A 15,502-nucleotide genomic window follows, 5' to 3' on the forward strand; every position below is an offset into this window, starting at 1 on the left:
CACCCAGGGAAGGACCATCAGATGAAGATCAAGCGCGGAGTGTCCGTCGCCACCGCGGCCCTGACGACGATCGCGGGCCTCGCGGTGGCGGCACCGGCGAGCGCCGCCGCCGGGGCGTCCCGGCAGGCCGATGTCGCGTCGATGGAGCTGTGCAACTACGGGCACTACAACGGAGACGCCGACTTCGGATACGTCAACGCGAGCGCTCTGGCCCGTCGCTCCGGCCCCTACCTGCACTGCGACTCCCTCGGGCAGGCGGCGCGGGGCACGAAGATCTACTACCACTGCTTCGAATACGGCAGCGCGGTCACCGGCCCGAACGGCTCGTATTCGAGCTGGACCTACGGGCGGATCGCCGGCACCACTCAGGAGGGGTGGTTCGCCGACGCCTACCTCAGCGACCTGGGATCCGCCGTTCCGTGCTGACCGGGTGCCGGGGTACCGGGCTGGCGGAGTTCCGGTGCCCCGGCCGTCGGCGGTGACGCTCGCTCAGCGGGGCCAGACGGACATCCGGCGGCGCACCTCGGCGATGCGGGCCGCGTCCAGGCCGTAGCGGGTGAACCGGCGGTCGGTCAGCCCGTCGAGGTAGCGGCCGGCCGCCCGGACGTCCTCCTCCTCCAGTGCCGGGTCCACCTGGCGGGCCAGCTCCAGCAGCTCGGCCACCGCGTACCGGTCCAGCGCGGCGGCGACGTCGATGTAGTCGCGGACCTCCCGGCGGTTGACCAGCGCGGCGGTCTTGTTGGCGAGCAGATCCCGGACGTCCATCACCGGGCCGAAGTCCATCACCACCGGGCTGCGGTGCCGGTCCAACCGGGCCAGGCTGAGCCGGATCCGCCGGTCGCCGCGGCTCACCACGAAGTCCCGCAGGTCGCGGTCGAAGCCGTCGAACACCTCGCCCAGGCCGCCCGGGTCCGCGTCGTCGACCCGGTAGCCGGCCCGTTCCAGCGCGGCGCGTACGTCGGCCGCCGCCGCCGCGGCGGCGCCCTCCACGTCGGCGAACAGGTCGACGTCCTCGGTCGGGCGGGTGACCAGACCGTGCGCTGCCCAGGCCACGCCGCCGCCGAGCACGAAGCGGTGCGGGCCGGCGGCGGCGAGCGCCACCCGGGCCACCTCCCGGTAGAAGTCGTGCGGGTGCGTCACGCGGTACGCAGACTCCGGTGCCGGCCCTCCCAGGCCAGGCGGACGCCCCGGGGCAGGTTGAGCAGCGGCCACACCCGGCGCAGCGTCCCCGCGTGGATCAACTCCCGCAGGTCCTCCACCCGGCTGGTCTCGCGCAGCACGTTCTCGTACATCCAGAGCAGCTCGTCGGGGTCGGCGAGGTCGAAGGCGCGCTCGCTGTTCCACATCAGGCGCACCGGCAGCTCGACGATGCCGACGGTAGGCCCGGCCAGCTCGTCCAGCGTGCGCGCGACCACGGCGGGACGCCCGGGACGGGCGAGATACGCGCTGGCGGCGGCCGACATGGCCTCAGGGTAACCCGTGCCCGGCCTTCCGGGCGCCATCGTCGGTGACCGGCGTCACGACGACCGGCGGAAGAAGGACCTCCCCGGTACCGTTGTGCAGAGCGTCGGTGTGACCAGTGTCCCCGGGCCTCACCTAAATTGCCTTCGCGGAATTCCGTTCGGCTGGAGCCGCGTCGCGCCACTCGCCGAGAGGCGACCTGCACACCGACGCCCAGCGCCGCCCCGACCTTCCGGTCGGGGCGGCGCTGTTTCGCGCTCGGCTCGCGGGCGCCGGACGGCTGGCCTAGTGTGCTTAGGGTCAGCCGTTCGCAGTGTGGAGGGGGTGCCCGGGTGGGTCTGAAGACGTTCATCCAGGGCTGGCCGGTCTACCGGCAACTCACCGGCACCGACCCGCTGGGGCGCGGCGTCGCCGCCCGCTCGGCGCGGTCCGCCGAGCTGACCGCCCGCACCGAGACCGCCGACGGCATGGCCCGCTCGGTCTGCCCCTACTGCGCGGTCGGCTGCGGGCAGCGCGTCTTCCACGCCGACGGCCGGGTCACCCAGATCGAGGGCGACCCGGACAGCCCGATCTCCCGCGGCCGGCTCTGCCCGAAGGGCTCCGCCAGCAAGAGCCTGGTGACCAGTCCGCTGCGTCAGACCACGGTCCGCTACCGCCGGCCGTACGCGACGGAGTGGGAGGATCTGGACCTCGACGTCGCGCTCGACATGATCGCCGACCGGATCCTCGCCGCCCGCGACGAGACCTGGGAGGACGTCGACGACGCCGGTCGTCCGCTCAACCGGACGCTGGGCATCTCCAGCCTGGGCGGCGCGACGCTGGACAACGAGGAGAACTACCTCATCAAGAAGCTGTTCACGGCGATGGGGGCACTCCAGATCGAGAACCAGGCGCGCATTTGACACTCCGCCACCGTCCCCGGTCTGGGGACCAGCTTCGGTCGCGGCGGCGCGACGGACTTCCAGCAGGACCTCGCCAACGCTGACGTCATCGTCATCCAGGGCTCGAACATGGCCGAGGCCCACCCGGTGGGCTTCCAGTGGGTGATGGAGGCGAAGAAGCGCGGCGCGAAGGTCTTCCACGTGGACCCGCGGTTCACCCGCACCAGCGCGCTCGCCGACACGTACCTGCCGATCCGGGCGGGCACCGACATCGCGCTGCTCGGCGGCGTGGTGCGGTACATCCTGGACAACGAGCTGGACTTCCGGGAGTACGTGCTGGCGTACACCAACGCGGCGACCATCGTCAGCGAGCAGTTCGCCGACACCGAGGACCTGGACGGTCTCTTCTCCGGCTACAACCCGGAGACCGGCTCCTACGACCACGTCAGCTGGCAGTACGAGGGGCAGGAGGAGCACACCAAGGTCCGGGGCACCGGCAAGGAGCGTGACTCGGCCTCCGGGCTGGAGCACGAGTCGCACGGCGAGCCGGTGCCGGCGCAGACCCGGCGGGACGAGACGTTGCGGCATCCGCGCTGCGTCTACCAGATCCTCAAGCGGCACTTCGCCCGCTACACCCCGGAGATGGTGGCCCGGGTCTGCGGCATTCCGGAGGAGAAGTTCCTGGAGCTGGCCCGCGCCTGGACGGAGAACTCCGGCCGGGAGCGCACCGGCGCGCTCGTCTACTCGGTCGGGTGGACGCAGCACAGCGTCGGCGTGCAGTACATCCGCACCGGGTCGATCATCCAGACGCTGCTGGGCAACATGGGCCGGCCGGGCGGCGGCATCCTGGCGCTGCGCGGGCACGCCAGCATCCAGGGCTCCACCGACATCCCGACGTTGTTCAACCTGCTGCCCGGCTACCTGCCGATGCCGCACCACGCCGACCACCCGACGTTCGACAAGTGGGTGGACAGCATCCGGCACCCCGGCCAGAAGGGTTTCTGGGGCAACTCGGGCGCGTTCGCGGCCAGCCTGCTCAAGGCGTACTGGGGTGACGCGGCCACGCCGGAAAACGACTTCTGCTACGGCTACCTGCCCCGGATGACCGGCGACCACGGGACGTACCAGCAGGTCCTCAACATGATCGACGGGCACGTGAAGGGCTACTTCCTGCTCGGCCAGAACCCGGCGGTCGGCTCCGCGCACGGCCGGGCCCAGCGCCTCGGCATGGCCAACCTCGACTGGCTGGTGGTCCGCGACCTGTTCCTGATCGAGAGCGCCACGTTCTGGAAGAACAGCCCGGAGATCGCCACCGGGGAGATCGTGCCGGAGGAGTGCCGCACCGAGGTGTTCTTCCTGCCGGCGGCCTCGCACGTGGAGAAGGAGGGCACCTTCACCCAGACCCAGCGGCTGTTGCAGTGGCGGGAGAAGGCCGTCAACCCGCCCGGCGACGCCCGCTCCGAGCTGTGGTTCTTCTACCACCTCGGCCGGGTGCTGCGGGAGAAGCTGGCCGGCTCCACCACGCCCCGCGACCGCGCGCTGCTGGATCTGACCTGGGACTATCCGACGCACGGCGTGCACGCCGAGCCGAGCGCCGAGGCGGTGCTCAGGGAGATCAACGGCTACGACGTCGCGACCGGCCGTCCGCTGAACGCGTTCGCCGAGGCGAAGGACGACGGCTCCACCGCGATCGGCTGCTGGATCTACACCGGCGTCTACGCCGACGGGGTGAACCAGGCGGCCCGCCGCATCTCCCGGCACGAGCAGGACTGGGTGGCCGCCGAGTGGGGCTGGGCCTGGCCGGCGAACCGGCGCACGCTCTACAACCGCGCGTCCGCCGACCCGGAGGGCCGGCCGTGGAGCGACCGCAAGAAGTACGTCTGGTGGGACCCGGACGCCGGCGAGTGGACCGGCTACGACGTGCCGGACTTCGAGAAGACCAAACCGCCGTCGTACCGGCCGCCGGACGACGCCTCCGGCCCGGAGGCGCTCGCCGGTGACGATCCGTTCGTCATGCAGGGCGACGGCAAGGCCTGGCTGTACGCGCCGAGCGGCGTCCTCGACGGCCCGCTGCCGACGCACTACGAGCCGGCCGAGTCGCCGATGCGCAACCCGCTCTACGGGCAGCAGGCCAACCCGACCCGCAAGATCTACGAGCACCCGGTGAACCGGATCAACCCGAGCCCCCCGGAGCCACACAGCGAGGTCTTCCCGTACGTGTTCACGGTCAGCCGGCTCACCGAGCACCACACGGCCGGCGGGATGAGCCGGACGGTGCCGCGCCTGGCCGAGCTGCAACCGGAGATGTTCGTCGAGGTGTCCCCGGAGCTGGCCGCCGAGGTCGGGCTGGCGCATCTCGGCTGGGCCCACCTGATCAGCGGGCGGGCCGCCATCGAGGCGCGGGTGCTGGTCACCGACCGGCTCACCCCGCTGCGGGTGGACGGGCGGATCATCCACCAGGTGTGGCTGCCCTACCACTTCGGCAGCGAGGGCCTGGTCACCGGCGACTCGGCGAACGACCTGTTCGGCATCACGCTGGACCCGAACGTGCTCATCCAGGAGAGCAAGATCGGCACGTGTGACATCCGGCCGGGCCGGCGGCCCACCGGGCCGGCGTTGCTCGACCTGGTCGGTGACTACCAGCGGCGGGCCGGGATGACGGCGGACCGGAAGGTGCCGATCGTGACCACCGACGTGTTGGGCGGCGAGAACGCGGCCGGCAGCACCGACGAGCAGACGCCCGAGGCCGCGGCGCGCGACGGAGAAGACCATGCCTGACGCCAACAGCCTGTACGGACCGCTCGACCCGGCCCCGGACGCGGGCTGGGTCGCCGCGCCGCCCCGGATGGGCTTCTTCACCGACACCAGCGTCTGCATCGGCTGCAAGGCGTGCGAGGTCGCCTGCAAGGAGTGGAACGGCGTCCCGGATTCGGGCTTCGACCTGCTCGGCATGTCGTACGACAACACCGGCGCGTTGACCGCGAACTCGTGGCGGCACGTGGCGTTCATCGAGCAGCCCCGCCCGGCCGGGCACCGGACGCCGCCGTTCGCGGGCGACCCCACCGGCCCGACGGCCGGCAGCCCGGCATCGGCGGCGGTGGGCGCCGGCACGGCCACCGACACCGGCACGAACCCGGGACTGCCGGCGGGGCGCGGCGAGCCGGCGGCGCGGATGGCGGCCGGGCCGGAGTTCCTCGGCATGCCCGGGGCGCAGCCACCGGGGCGGGGCACCGGCGCGGAGAGCCGCACCGACTTCCGCTGGCTGATGATGTCCGACGTCTGCAAGCACTGCACGCACGCGGCCTGCCTGGACGTCTGCCCGACCGGTTCGCTGTTCCGCACCGAGTTCGGCACCGTCGTGGTGCAGGAGGACATCTGCAACGGCTGCGGTTACTGCATCTCCGCCTGCCCGTACGGCGTGATCGACCAGCGCAAGGACGACGGCCGGGCGTGGAAGTGCACGCTCTGCTACGACCGGCTGGGCGCGGGCATGACGCCGGCGTGCGCGCAGGCGTGCCCCACCGAGTCCATCCAGTACGGGCCGCTCGACGAGCTGCGGGAGCGGGCCGCCGAGCGGGTCGCCACGCTGCACGAACGCGGCGTGCCGGAGGCCCGGCTCTACGGCCACGACCCGACCGACGGGGTGGGCGGCGACGGCGCGTTCTTCCTGCTGCTCGACCAGCCGGAGGTGTACGGGCTGCCGCCGGACCCGGTGGTCACCACCCGGGACCTGCCGAAGATGTGGAAGCGGGCCGGCCTGGCCGCGTTGGCCATGGCGGCGGCGACCGTCGCCGCGTTCGTCGGAGGATCGTCGTGAACCCGGACCGTCCGGTGGGTGCCCTGTTCCGCCGCTTCCGCGAGCGCCTGGCCGCCGAGCGGACCTCCGCCGCCGGGCCGCGGCAGGCCACCGGCGAGCGCCGCGCGCTCGTGTCGACCGGCCGCGAGAGCGACAGCCGGGCCACCGGCACCGGGCCGGGCGTCGGTCGCACCGATGCGGGCGCCCACGACGCGGGGCTGACCCCGCACCCGCCCCGCGACGCCGCGCCGACCGTCGGCCGCCGACGCGGCGGCCGGGGCGGCGAGCAGCTCAACGTGCCCCCGGCGGAGTTCACCTCCTACTACGGCCGGCCGGTCCTCAAGCCACCGGTGTGGCGGTGGGACATCGCCGCGTACCTGTTCACCGGCGGGCTCGCCGCCGGGTCCTCGCTGCTGGCCGCCGGCGGGCAGCTCACAGGCCGCCCGGCGTTGCGCCGCGGCGGCCGGGTCGCGTCGCTGGCGGCGGTGAGCGCCAGCGCGTACTTCCTCATCAACGACCTGGGCCGGCCCAGCCGGTTCCACCACATGCTGCGGGTGGCGAAGGTGACCTCGCCGATGTCGGTGGGCACCTGGATCCTCAGCGTGTTCGGCCCGGCCGCCGGCCTGGCCGCGATCGCCGAGGGCGCGCCCCGCCTGCCGGAGCGCGGGGTGCTCGGGCTGGGCCGCCGGCTGCTGCCCCCGGCCGGGCACGCGGCCGGGCCGGTCGCCGCCGTCACCGCGCCGGCGCTGGCCACGTACACCGGGGTGCTGCTGGCCGACACGGCGGTGCCGTCGTGGCACGAGGCGTACCCGGAACTGCCGGTCATCTTCGCGGGCAGCGCGCTGGCCAGCGGCGCCGGCGTCGGGCTGCTGGCCGCGCCGCCCGCGCAGGCCGGCCCGGCGCGACGCATGGCGGTCGCCGGCGCGGCGCTGGAGCTGTGGGGCGCGCACCGGGTGGAGAACCGGCTCGGCCTGCTCAGCGAGCCCTACGCCGACGGCACGCCGGGGAAGCTGCTGCGCGCCGGCCGCGTGCTCACCGCCGCCGGGGTGGCCGGCGCGCTGGTCGGCCGCCGCAGCCGGCTGCTGTCCGCGGCCTCCGGCGGCGCGCTGCTCGCCGCCGCCGTCTGCACCCGCTTCGGCATCTTCCACGGCGGGGTCGCCTCGGCACGGGACCCGAAGTACACGGTGGTGCCGCAGCGCGAGCGCGCCGACCGGCGGGCCTGACACCTCACCGGGCGGCAGGTGGGCCGCTGTGGTTGACTGCTGCGTGGAGGCGTTCAGGCGGCTGGTGCCCCTCCCGGTCTTCAAAACCGGTGTGGTCCGGGATCCGGGCCAGGCGGGTTCGATTCCCGTCCGTCTCCGCCACATCATCCCGGGGGAGCGCCGATGCGTGAGGTGGACCCGCGTCGGCGGGTGCCGCGCACCGACGCGCTGCTCGCCGACCCGGCGCTGACGGCCGCCGCCGGCACGTTCGGCCGCGACCGGGTCAAGGCCGCCGTCGTCGCGGCCCAGCACCGCGCCCGTCGCGGCGAGATCACCCCCGAGGCGGTACGCGACGCCGCGCTGGCCGACCTGCCCCGGCGTACGCCGCGGGCGGTGCTGAACGCCACCGGCGTGGTGCTGCACACCAACCTGGGCCGGGCCCCGCTCGCCCCGGCCGCCGTGGACGCGCTCGTCGCCGCCGCCGGCCACACCGACGTGGAACTCGACCTGACCACCGGCCGGCGGGCCCGGCGCGGCCGGGAGGCGCTGGACGCGCTCGCCGCCGCCGTGCCCGACGCCGCCGCCGTGCACGTGGTCAACAACGGCGCCGCCGCGCTGGTGCTGGCCGCCACCGCGCTCGCCGCCGACCGGGAGATCGTGGTCAGCCGCGGTGAGCTGGTCGAGATCGGCGACGGGTTCCGCCTGCCCGACCTGCTGGCCAGCACCGGGGCCCGGCTGCGCGAGGTGGGCACCACCAACCGCACCAGCCGGGCCGACTACGCCGCCGCGATCGGCCCGCGTACCGGCTTCGTGCTCAAGGTGCACCCGTCGAACTTCGTGGTCACCGGCTTCACCTCGGCGGTGCCGGTCGGGGAACTGGCCACACTCGGCGTGCCGGTGGTCGCCGACATCGGCTCCGGCCTGCTCCGGCCGGACCCGCTGCTGCCCGACGAGCCGGACGCCGCGAGCACGCTGCGCGCCGGCGCCCACCTGGTCACCGCCAGCGGCGACAAGCTGCTCGGCGGGCCGCAGGCCGGCCTGCTGCTCGGTGCCGCCGAGCTGGTCGAGCAGCTGCGCCGGCACCCCCTGGCGCGGGCGCTTCGGGTGGACAAGCTCACCCTCGCCGCGCTCGCCGCCACCCTGCACGCGCCGGCCACCCCCACCGGGGCGGCGCTGCACGCCGACCCGGGCCGGCTGCGCGCCCGGACCGAACGGCTGCGGGACCGGCTCGGCGCCGACGGCTGCAAGGCCGAGGTGGTGCCGGCCGCCGCGGTGGTCGGCGGGGGCGGCGCGCCCGGCGTGGAGCTGGACTCGTGGGCGCTGAGCCTGCCCGAGCGCTACGCCGTGCCGCTGCGCACCGGCGAGCCGGCGATCCTCGGCCGGGTGCTGGGCGGCCGGCTCCTGCTCGACCTGCGGGCCGTGCCGGCCGCCGCCGACGACCGCGTGCACGCGGCGATCCTGCGCGTGGCGGGCTGAGCGCCGTGTGGGTGGTGGCCACCGCCGGGCACGTCGACCACGGCAAGTCGACGCTGGTCCGGGCGTTGACCGGGATGGAACCGGACCGTTGGGCGGAGGAACGCCGCCGGGGCATGACCATCGACCTGGGCTTCGCGTGGACCACGTTGCCCTCCGGCGGCACGCTGGCGTTCGTCGACGTGCCCGGGCACGAGCGGTTCGTGCCGAACATGCTGGCCGGTGTGGGGCCGGTGCCGGCCGCGCTGATCGTGGTCGGCGCCGACGAGGGCTGGATGCCGCAGTCCGCCGAGCACCTGGCCGCGCTGGACGCGCTGGGCGTGTCGTACGGGCTGCTGGCGGTGACCCGCGCGGACCTGGCCGACCCGGCGCCGGCGACGACGCGGGCCCGGAAGGAGATCGCCGCGACCTCGCTCGGCCAGGTGGAGGCGGTGCCGGTCTCCGCGGTCACCGGCGCGGGTCTGCCCGAGCTGCGCGCCGCGCTGGACCGCCTGGTGGCCCAGCTGCCCGACCCGGCCCACGACGCCCCGGTCCGGCTCTGGGTGGACCGGTCCTTCACGGTGCACGGCAGCGGCACGGTGGTCACCGGCACGCTCGGCGGCGGTCGGCTGCGCGTCGGCGACGAACTCGAACTCGCCGCCACCGGCGAGCCGGTGCGGGTGCGCGGCCTGCACGCGCTGGGCGCCGCGTACCGCGAGGTCGACGCGGTGGCGCGGGTGGCGGTGAACCTGCGCGGCCTGCCCCGGGACCGGGTGGGACGCGGCGACGCGCTGCTGAGCCCCGGCCGGTTCGGCCGCACCGACCTGCTCGACGTGCGGCTGGCCGGCGACCCGGCCGCCGACCTGCCGGCCACCCTCACGCTGCACGTCGGTTCCGCGGCGGTGCCGGCGCGGGTCCGGCCGTTGGGCCCGGACACGGTACGACTGCGTCTGGCCCGCCCGCTGCCGCTGCTGGTCGGCGACCGGGCGCTGCTGCGCGACCCGGGCCGGCACCACGTGGCCGGCGGCGTGACGGTGCTGGACGTGGACCCGCCGCCGCTGCGTCGCCGGGGCGCGGCGTCCGCCCGCGCCGCCGTGCTGGCCGGGCTGGACGGGCGGCCCGACCCGGTCGGCGAGCTGCGCCGGCGGCGGCTGGTCCGGGCCGGGCAGCTCACCCGGATGGGCGTGCCGCCGGCCGCCACGCCGGTGGCCGGCGACTGGCTGGCCGACCCCGAGCACTGGCGTGACCTGGGCCGCCGGCTCACCGAGGAGGTCGCCCGGTACGCCGCCGAGCACCCGCTCGCCGCCGGCGTGCCGGTCGACGCGCTGCGCCACCGCCTCGGCCTGCCCGACCGGGCGCTGGTGACCGCGTTGCTGCGCCCGCCGCTGCGGCTGCACGCCGGCCTGGTCACCCCCGCCCCGGCCGGGACGCTGCCCGACCCGGTCGCCCGCGCGGTGGCGAAGGTCCGCGCCGAGTACGGTGACCGGCCGTTCCAGGCGCCCGAGGCGCACCACCTCGCCGGCCTCGGCCTGGGCCCGAAGGAGATCGGCGCGGCCGTACGGGCCGGGGCGTTGCTCAAACTGGCCGAGAACGTGGTGCTGCTGCCCGGCGCGCCGGACGACGCGGCGCGGGTCCTGGCCGGGCTGCCGCAGCCGTTCACGCTCAGCGCCGCCCGGCAGGCGCTGGGCACCACCCGCCGGGTGGCGGTGCCGCTGCTGGAGCTGCTGGACCGGCGCGGTCTCACCCGCCGGCTGCCCGACGACGCCCGCGAGGTGGTCCGCCGGCCGGGCTGAGCGTTGCGCCGGGATGGCAGGGTGGCGGCATGACCGACGCGCGTCGCGCCATGCGGGCCGACCGGGCGTGGCTGAACCGGGTGTTTCCGCTGGCGGTGCTGCTCTGCTGGCTGGCCTGGGCGGCGCTCGCCTGGTGGTCGGCCCCGCGCTCGGTCGACGCGGCCGAACTGGAACGTGACCTCGCCGCCGGCCGGGTGCTGACGATCGCGCGGGCCGACGGGTGGGACGACTCCGGCCCGTGGGCCCGCCGCCCCGAGCCCCGGTACGCCCAGGGCGGCTCGACGGTGGTCTGGGCCCGTCCCGACGGCCAGTTCCGCTACGCCTACGTGCCCGCGTCGGTCCCGGACGGCGGCTCCGTCGAGGGCGACCCGGACGCCGGCGACGCCACCCCGGCCAGCGGCGCCCCGACCGCCGGCGACGACGCCCGGTGGCCCGCCCCGGACCCCGACCCGCTGGCCGATCCTCGGGCCCGGGACGCCACCACCCACGGCGGCGACACCCGCGCCGACACGATCGCGACCACGGCCGCGCTGTTCGCCCTGGTGATCGGCGTCGGCTGGCTGCTCGCGCTGGTCGCCGGCCCGCCACCGGTGCTCGGGACGCGCTGGTACTGGTTCTGGATCGGGTTGCTGCCGTTCGGCCTCGGCGCGCTCGCCTGGGCGTACCGGGAACGGTGGCGCGCGGACGTGCCCACCGCCCGGCCGCGCCGCACCGGCTGGGCCGGGCTGGGCTGGTGGCTCGTCGGCGGCATCGCGGTGTCGATCGCGGTGGCGGTGCTCCGCATGCTGCTCGGCGGGTACGTCGTTCCGGGCGGGTGAGCCAACCGGCGACGACGGCCCGGCCCGGTCACCTACCGTGACGCCATGGACCCTTCCGCGGTCTGGCGGGACAAGAACCACAAGTGGCGGATCGAGGCGTACCGGGCCCCGGACCTGCGGTTCGCCATCTTCGCCACGAACGGCACCACCGAGTCGGCGCCGCTGTGGCTGTTCGGGATGGCCGCGCTGGCCCGCTGGCTGATGACCCACGCCATCTCCCTCGACGACCTGATGACGGACTGACCCGGACGGGGGACAACCGGGGCGAACCGGTCCGTCGCCGCCGCCGGTGGCCGTACCGTCCGGGGCGTGAAGGACCGAGGCATGCGGACGTTCGTCACCGTGCTCGCCGGGCTGGCGGTGATCTACTTCGGCGCCACCGGGCACCGCGCGAGCGGCGGGGAGGGCGGTGGCGTCTCCGGCGGGGTGGTGCTGCTCGCGCTGCTCGCCTCGCTGCTGGCCTGGCACCTGACCCGGCCCGGCCCGGCGAAGTAGCCCGCCGGCTCAGCGGGCCGCCGCGGCCGACCGGCTCACCTCGCCGGCCGACTCCTCGCCGAGCGCCACCCGGACCAGCGCCGAGGCCAACCGCCCGAAGTCGGCCTCCCCGACCAGGCCGACCAGGCTGCCCGGATTCGCCGGCAGGCCCAACCGCCGCGCCCCGGCCAGCGTGCGACGGTCCGCGTACGGGCGCACGTCGGACCAGACCGCCTGCACCTCGCGCAGAAAGATGTCCGCCCCGGTCGGGCCGATGCCGGGGAACTCGGTGAGGAACCGGCGCAGCACCGTCCGCTCCGCGCCGGCCTCCCGGTGCAGCCGGCGCAGGTCGCCGTGCCACCGGTCCAGGCACAGTCGGGCGCCGGTGCCGAGCATGGTGGCGGTCCGCTCGTCGTAGCGCCGGTAGTGGCCCCGGCCCAACGCGTCGACCCGGTCCTGCCAGCTCGCCGCCTCCATCGCCTGCGGGGTCCGCCAGCCGGCGGAGAACAGCTCCCGGGCCGCGGCGACCGCCACGCTCGCCCGGATCCGGGTGCTCAGCAGCGTGGTGAGCACCAGCAGTTGGTAGAGCGGGCCGGGCCGGTCCGCGAGCGTGATCCCGGCCTCCTCCGCGTACGTGCGGGACTGCCGGTCCAGCAGGGCCCGCGCCACGTTCCGATCGTCCGGCATTCGACCGGGATACCCGCCCGGGGCCGGCCCAGACCCCGCGGCGACATCGGAATGCGTCGGGCGGCGACGGGTACCCCGGGTCAGGGTGCGTGGTCGACGGCCACGCGCTCCCACCGGGAAGGGAGAGACCTGTGGTCAAGCCCCAGCAGGAGGAGTTGCGCCGCAACGATCTCGGCGCGACCAGTCAGGACAGCCGGAAGTCCGCCGTCGGCGGCGGTGACCGCTCACGCGGCGGGGGCACCTCCAACGCCGACGCCGGTCGGCCGGTGCCCAAGGGCCAGGTGTCGCCGTACGGCCCGGCCGGCGAGCCGGTGGCCGAGGACGACAGCGACCGCTAGCCGCGGGGCGACGACGGCCGCAGCCTCCGCCAGGTGGCTGCGGCCGTCAGCCCGTACGCCAGGTGCGGCACCAGGTCGGAGACCCAGTCGGCCCGCCGCCAGGTGCGCGGGTCGGTCACCTTGAGCAGCGTCATCGAGGTGTCCGAGGTGGCCATCACGCCGCCGCCGAGCAGCGTCACGGCCAGCGGCAGCGGCACCCGGCGTCGCGCGGCGAGCAGGCCGAACGCGGCGCCGGCGAGAATGCCGGTGGCGTAGCCGAGCACCGGCCCGAGACCGGCGCGGCGGTTCGCCGCCGCCTCGGCGGGCCCGAGGTCGACGTGCGTCACGTCCGCGAGGCGACCGGCCGTCGTCTCCGGGGTGCTGCTGGCCGGACGCGCCCGCACCGTCATGTCCAGGTAGCTGACCACGTTGAGCACGGCACTGCCGACGGCGCCCGCAATGGCGCCGTCGACAAGGGGTGCCGCCCTCACTTCGGGTCGCCCGGTTCGCGTTCGCCCTTGGGCCCGTAGGTCCGTTCGCCCCGGACGACGCCGCGCTGACCCCGGTCGTCCTGCAGGATCCGGTTGGCCACCTGGTTCGCCTCCTGGTCGGCGGCCCGCCCGGACTGCTCGATGCGGTCGCGCAACCGTGCCCGCTGCTTGTCGTACGCGTTGCTGCCCGGCCGTGGTCCTGGCATCGCCGCCTCCTCCGGTCGCTGTGGCTGTCCGCCCCGTCTACCCGCCCGGGCCGGGCCCAACCGTGGCCGGACGCCGCGGGCGCGGGGCACCGCTGCGCCGCCGCTCAGTCGAGGGCGCGGACCACCGCCACCGGGCAGTCGGCGTGGTGCAGCAGCCCCTGGCTCACGGAGCCCAGCAGCAGCCCGGTGAACTCGCCGCGACCCTGCCGGCCCACCACCACCAGTTGGGCGTCGCGTGCGGCCGCGGTGAGCGCTTTCACCGGCCGGGCGTGCGCCACCTCGCGGGTCACCGGCACGTCCGGCCAGCGCTCCGCGATCCCGGCCAGCGCCTCGACCAGCACCCGGTCCTCCTCGTCGCGGAGCTGGCCCTCGTCGTGCACCAGGGGCTGCATGTCGCCGGGCCCGGTCGAGCCCGGGTGCGTGTAGGCGTGCACCGCGTGCAGCCGGGCGCCGCGCGAGGACGCGGTGCCGGCGGCGAACTCGACGGCGGCGCGCGACAGCGGGGAGCCGTCCACGCCGACCACCACCGGGCCGGCGTCGCGGACCGTCCCGCGGGCGACCAGCACCGGGCAGTCGGCGTACGAGGCGACCTGCACCGCCACCGAGCCGAGCACCAGCGCGGCGAAACCGCCGAGGCCCCGGTCGCCGAGCACCACCAGGGCGGCGCTGGGGGACTCGCCGAGCAGCACGGCGGCGGCCTCCCCGTCGATGATCTCACCGGTGATCCGCAGCCCGGGGCACTCCGCCTCGGCCGTCGCGACCGCGTCGCCGACCAGCTGCTCGGCCTGGTGGCGCAGGCCGGCGCCGGGTGGCGCCTGGGCAGGGGCCGACACCGGCACCCGCAGCAGCGGCCAGATGAAGCCGTGCACCACCCGCAGCGGCCGGTTCCGGCGACCGGCCTCCCGGGCGGCCAGCCGGACCGCCCGCGACGCCGACTCGGAGCCGTCCACGCCGACCACCACCGCCGCGCCGTTCGCCGAGTTCACCCCGTACCTCCTCGCCGCCGGCCGCCCCGCCGGCCCGCGCCGCCAGTATCGCGGCCGGCGCTGCTGCGTCGGGGCGATACCGCGCGAGTCGGCCGGTCGGTACGCTGGCGGCAGCGCGCAGGGGAGGGAGCCCCGTCGATGGTCGAGCCGGACCGGCCCAGCACCGCCCGCATGATCGACCACTGGCTCGGCGGCCGGGACCACCGACCGGTGGACGTGGCGGCGGCGACCGCGTTCGAGGCGGCGTACGGGCCGTGCGCGGCGATCTTCCGCTCGTTGCGCGCCTTTCTGGGCCGCACGGTGCGGGCCGTCGCCGACGCGGGGGTGGGCGAGTTCCTCGTCTTCGGTGCCGGCGTGCCGACCTGTGGAAACGTGCACGAGGTGGCGCCGGGGGCGACCGTCCTCTACACCGACGCGGACCCGGGGACGGTCGCGCTCGGCCAGCGCCTGTTGGCCGGCAGCGACCGGGCCGGCTACGGCTACGGTGACGCCACCGACATCGGTACGCTCGACCCGGCCCAACTGCGTCGTTTCGTGCCGGGCTGGGGGAGCGGACCGGTCGGGGTGGTCTTCCTCGGCCTGGCCGCGTTCCTGGACGACGACACGCTCGCCCGGACCCTCGACGAGCTCTACGAGGCGGCGGCGCCGGGCAGTTGGCTGGCGATCGACTTCGACGGCACGGAGCTCGCCGCGTACCCGGAGGCGTTGGCCATGATGGGGCCGGCGTTCCGGATGCGCGAGCCCGGGCGGTTCCCGCCGCTGCTCGGCCGGTGGCGTCCGACGGTCGAGGGTGTGGTGCCGGTGGCGCGGTGGCGGCCGGTGGGCGAGCCGGAGCGGGTGCCGGACGCGTTCCACGGCGCGCTGGCGTGGCGACCGGCCGACTGAGTCCCCGCCCGTCCGAGGTGGCGCGTCCGGTGTCGGCTGTCCTCCGTATGATG

At 75.6% G+C, this 15,502-nt stretch carries 17 protein-coding genes and 1 tRNA gene; 12 read left to right on the forward strand and 6 right to left on the reverse strand.

The genetic code is table 11. The annotated features are described in order from the left end of the window. Positions 1 to 21: 21 nt before the first annotated feature. The gene (locus VKK44_RS12960) at positions 22 to 426 is read left to right on the forward strand and encodes a hypothetical protein (protein ID WP_343447188.1); all 405 of its coding nucleotides are present in this window, start codon (positions 22 to 24) and stop codon (positions 424 to 426) included. 63 nt (positions 427 to 489) lie between these two features. Here VKK44_RS12960 and VKK44_RS12965 read toward each other — a convergent pair whose 3' ends face one another. Both VKK44_RS12965 and VKK44_RS12970 read right to left on the reverse strand, forming a co-directional pair. After that, entirely contained in the window at positions 490 to 1,140 is a 651-nt protein-coding gene (locus VKK44_RS12965) for a nucleotidyl transferase AbiEii/AbiGii toxin family protein (RefSeq protein ID WP_343447189.1), read from the reverse strand. Next, on the reverse strand, positions 1,137 to 1,463 hold the full coding sequence (locus VKK44_RS12970) for a hypothetical protein (RefSeq protein WP_343447190.1): 327 nt from the start codon (positions 1,461 to 1,463) through the stop codon (positions 1,137 to 1,139). The genes VKK44_RS12965 and VKK44_RS12970 overlap by 4 nt, the downstream gene beginning before the upstream one ends. Before the next feature lie 330 nt (positions 1,464 to 1,793). On the opposite strand from VKK44_RS12970, the gene fdh reads away from it, so the two are divergent. From fdh to VKK44_RS13015, 9 genes are all read left to right on the forward strand, one after another. After that, positions 1,794 to 5,120, forward strand: coding sequence for a formate dehydrogenase (gene fdh / locus VKK44_RS12975; RefSeq protein ID WP_343447191.1), 3,327 nt, complete (start codon positions 1,794 to 1,796; stop codon positions 5,118 to 5,120). Next, positions 5,113 to 6,159, forward strand: coding sequence for a 4Fe-4S dicluster domain-containing protein (locus VKK44_RS12980; protein WP_343447192.1), 1,047 nt, complete (start codon positions 5,113 to 5,115; stop codon positions 6,157 to 6,159). The genes fdh and VKK44_RS12980 overlap by 8 nt, the downstream gene beginning before the upstream one ends. After that, positions 6,156 to 7,361, forward strand: a complete 1,206-nt coding sequence (gene nrfD / locus VKK44_RS12985; RefSeq protein WP_343447193.1) for an NrfD/PsrC family molybdoenzyme membrane anchor subunit — start codon at positions 6,156 to 6,158, stop codon at positions 7,359 to 7,361. The genes VKK44_RS12980 and nrfD overlap by 4 nt, the downstream gene beginning before the upstream one ends. 45 nt (positions 7,362 to 7,406) lie before the next feature. Beyond that, positions 7,407 to 7,502, forward strand: a tRNA-Sec gene (locus tag VKK44_RS12990). 21 nt (positions 7,503 to 7,523) lie between these two features. Beyond that, positions 7,524 to 8,816, forward strand: a complete 1,293-nt coding sequence (gene selA / locus VKK44_RS12995) for an L-seryl-tRNA(Sec) selenium transferase (RefSeq protein WP_343447194.1) — start codon at positions 7,524 to 7,526, stop codon at positions 8,814 to 8,816. Between the two features lie 5 nt (positions 8,817 to 8,821). After that, on the forward strand, positions 8,822 to 10,585 hold the full coding sequence (gene selB / locus VKK44_RS13000; RefSeq protein WP_343447195.1) for a selenocysteine-specific translation elongation factor: 1,764 nt from the start codon (positions 8,822 to 8,824) through the stop codon (positions 10,583 to 10,585). 29 nt (positions 10,586 to 10,614) lie between these two features. Next, positions 10,615 to 11,403, forward strand: a complete 789-nt coding sequence (locus tag VKK44_RS13005; RefSeq protein WP_343447196.1) for a hypothetical protein — start codon at positions 10,615 to 10,617, stop codon at positions 11,401 to 11,403. A 45-nt stretch (positions 11,404 to 11,448) separates the two neighbouring features. Beyond that, on the forward strand, positions 11,449 to 11,646 hold the full coding sequence (locus VKK44_RS13010; RefSeq protein WP_343447197.1) for a hypothetical protein: 198 nt from the start codon (positions 11,449 to 11,451) through the stop codon (positions 11,644 to 11,646). A 66-nt stretch (positions 11,647 to 11,712) separates the two neighbouring features. Continuing rightward, complete coding sequence (locus VKK44_RS13015; RefSeq protein WP_343447982.1) at positions 11,713 to 11,898, forward strand: hypothetical protein; 186 nt, start codon at positions 11,713 to 11,715, stop codon at positions 11,896 to 11,898. Positions 11,899 to 11,907: 9 nt separating this feature from the next. On the opposite strand, the gene VKK44_RS13020 is transcribed toward VKK44_RS13015, so the two are convergent. Next, the gene (locus VKK44_RS13020) at positions 11,908 to 12,564 is read right to left on the reverse strand and encodes a hypothetical protein (protein WP_343447199.1); all 657 of its coding nucleotides are present in this window, start codon (positions 12,562 to 12,564) and stop codon (positions 11,908 to 11,910) included. A gap of 131 nt (positions 12,565 to 12,695) precedes the next feature. On the opposite strand from VKK44_RS13020, the gene VKK44_RS13025 reads away from it, so the two are divergent. Then, positions 12,696 to 12,902, forward strand: a complete 207-nt coding sequence (locus VKK44_RS13025) for a hypothetical protein (RefSeq protein ID WP_343447201.1) — start codon at positions 12,696 to 12,698, stop codon at positions 12,900 to 12,902. On the opposite strand, the gene VKK44_RS13030 is transcribed toward VKK44_RS13025, so the two are convergent. From VKK44_RS13030 to VKK44_RS13040, 3 genes are all read right to left on the reverse strand, one after another. Next, a complete protein-coding gene (locus tag VKK44_RS13030) occupies positions 12,899 to 13,372 on the reverse strand; it encodes a hypothetical protein (protein WP_343447202.1) in 474 nt (157 codons plus the stop codon). The genes VKK44_RS13025 and VKK44_RS13030 overlap by 4 nt on opposite strands. Next, a complete protein-coding gene (locus VKK44_RS13035) occupies positions 13,369 to 13,578 on the reverse strand; it encodes a phosphatidylethanolamine-binding protein (RefSeq protein WP_343447203.1) in 210 nt (69 codons plus the stop codon). The genes VKK44_RS13030 and VKK44_RS13035 overlap by 4 nt, the downstream gene beginning before the upstream one ends. 104 nt (positions 13,579 to 13,682) lie before the next feature. Further along, positions 13,683 to 14,564 carry a universal stress protein gene (locus VKK44_RS13040; RefSeq protein WP_343447204.1) on the reverse strand — a complete coding sequence of 294 codons (882 nt, stop codon included), beginning with the start codon at positions 14,562 to 14,564 and terminating at the stop codon, positions 13,683 to 13,685. 138 nt (positions 14,565 to 14,702) lie between these two features. Here VKK44_RS13040 and VKK44_RS13045 point away from each other — a divergent pair, with 138 nt between their 5' ends. Continuing rightward, positions 14,703 to 15,449, forward strand: coding sequence for an SAM-dependent methyltransferase (locus VKK44_RS13045; protein ID WP_343447205.1), 747 nt, complete (start codon positions 14,703 to 14,705; stop codon positions 15,447 to 15,449). The last annotated feature ends 53 nt before the right edge of the window (positions 15,450 to 15,502 follow it).

The organism is Micromonospora sp. DSM 45708, from assembly GCF_039566955.1.
Lineage (GTDB): Bacteria > Actinomycetota > Actinomycetes > Mycobacteriales > Micromonosporaceae > Micromonospora.

Excerpts from the sequence above, each read along its gene's own strand:
- VKK44_RS12960 (WP_343447188.1), top strand. The coding sequence starts at position 22 with ATGAAGATCAAGCGCGGAGTGTCCGTCGCCACCGCGGCCCTGACGACG.
- VKK44_RS12980 (WP_343447192.1), top strand. The coding sequence starts at position 5,113 with ATGCCTGACGCCAACAGCCTGTACGGACCGCTCGACCCGGCCCCGGAC.
- VKK44_RS13045 (WP_343447205.1), top strand. The coding sequence starts at position 14,703 with ATGGTCGAGCCGGACCGGCCCAGCACCGCCCGCATGATCGACCACTGG.
- VKK44_RS13010 (WP_343447197.1), top strand. The coding sequence starts at position 11,449 with ATGGACCCTTCCGCGGTCTGGCGGGACAAGAACCACAAGTGGCGGATC.
- selA (WP_343447194.1), top strand. The coding sequence starts at position 7,524 with ATGCGTGAGGTGGACCCGCGTCGGCGGGTGCCGCGCACCGACGCGCTG.
- VKK44_RS12970 (WP_343447190.1), bottom strand. The coding sequence starts at position 1,463 with ATGTCGGCCGCCGCCAGCGCGTATCTCGCCCGTCCCGGGCGTCCCGCC.
- VKK44_RS13035 (WP_343447203.1), bottom strand. The coding sequence starts at position 13,578 with ATGCCAGGACCACGGCCGGGCAGCAACGCGTACGACAAGCAGCGGGCA.
- VKK44_RS13020 (WP_343447199.1), bottom strand. The coding sequence starts at position 12,564 with ATGCCGGACGATCGGAACGTGGCGCGGGCCCTGCTGGACCGGCAGTCC.
- VKK44_RS13005 (WP_343447196.1), top strand. The coding sequence starts at position 10,615 with ATGACCGACGCGCGTCGCGCCATGCGGGCCGACCGGGCGTGGCTGAAC.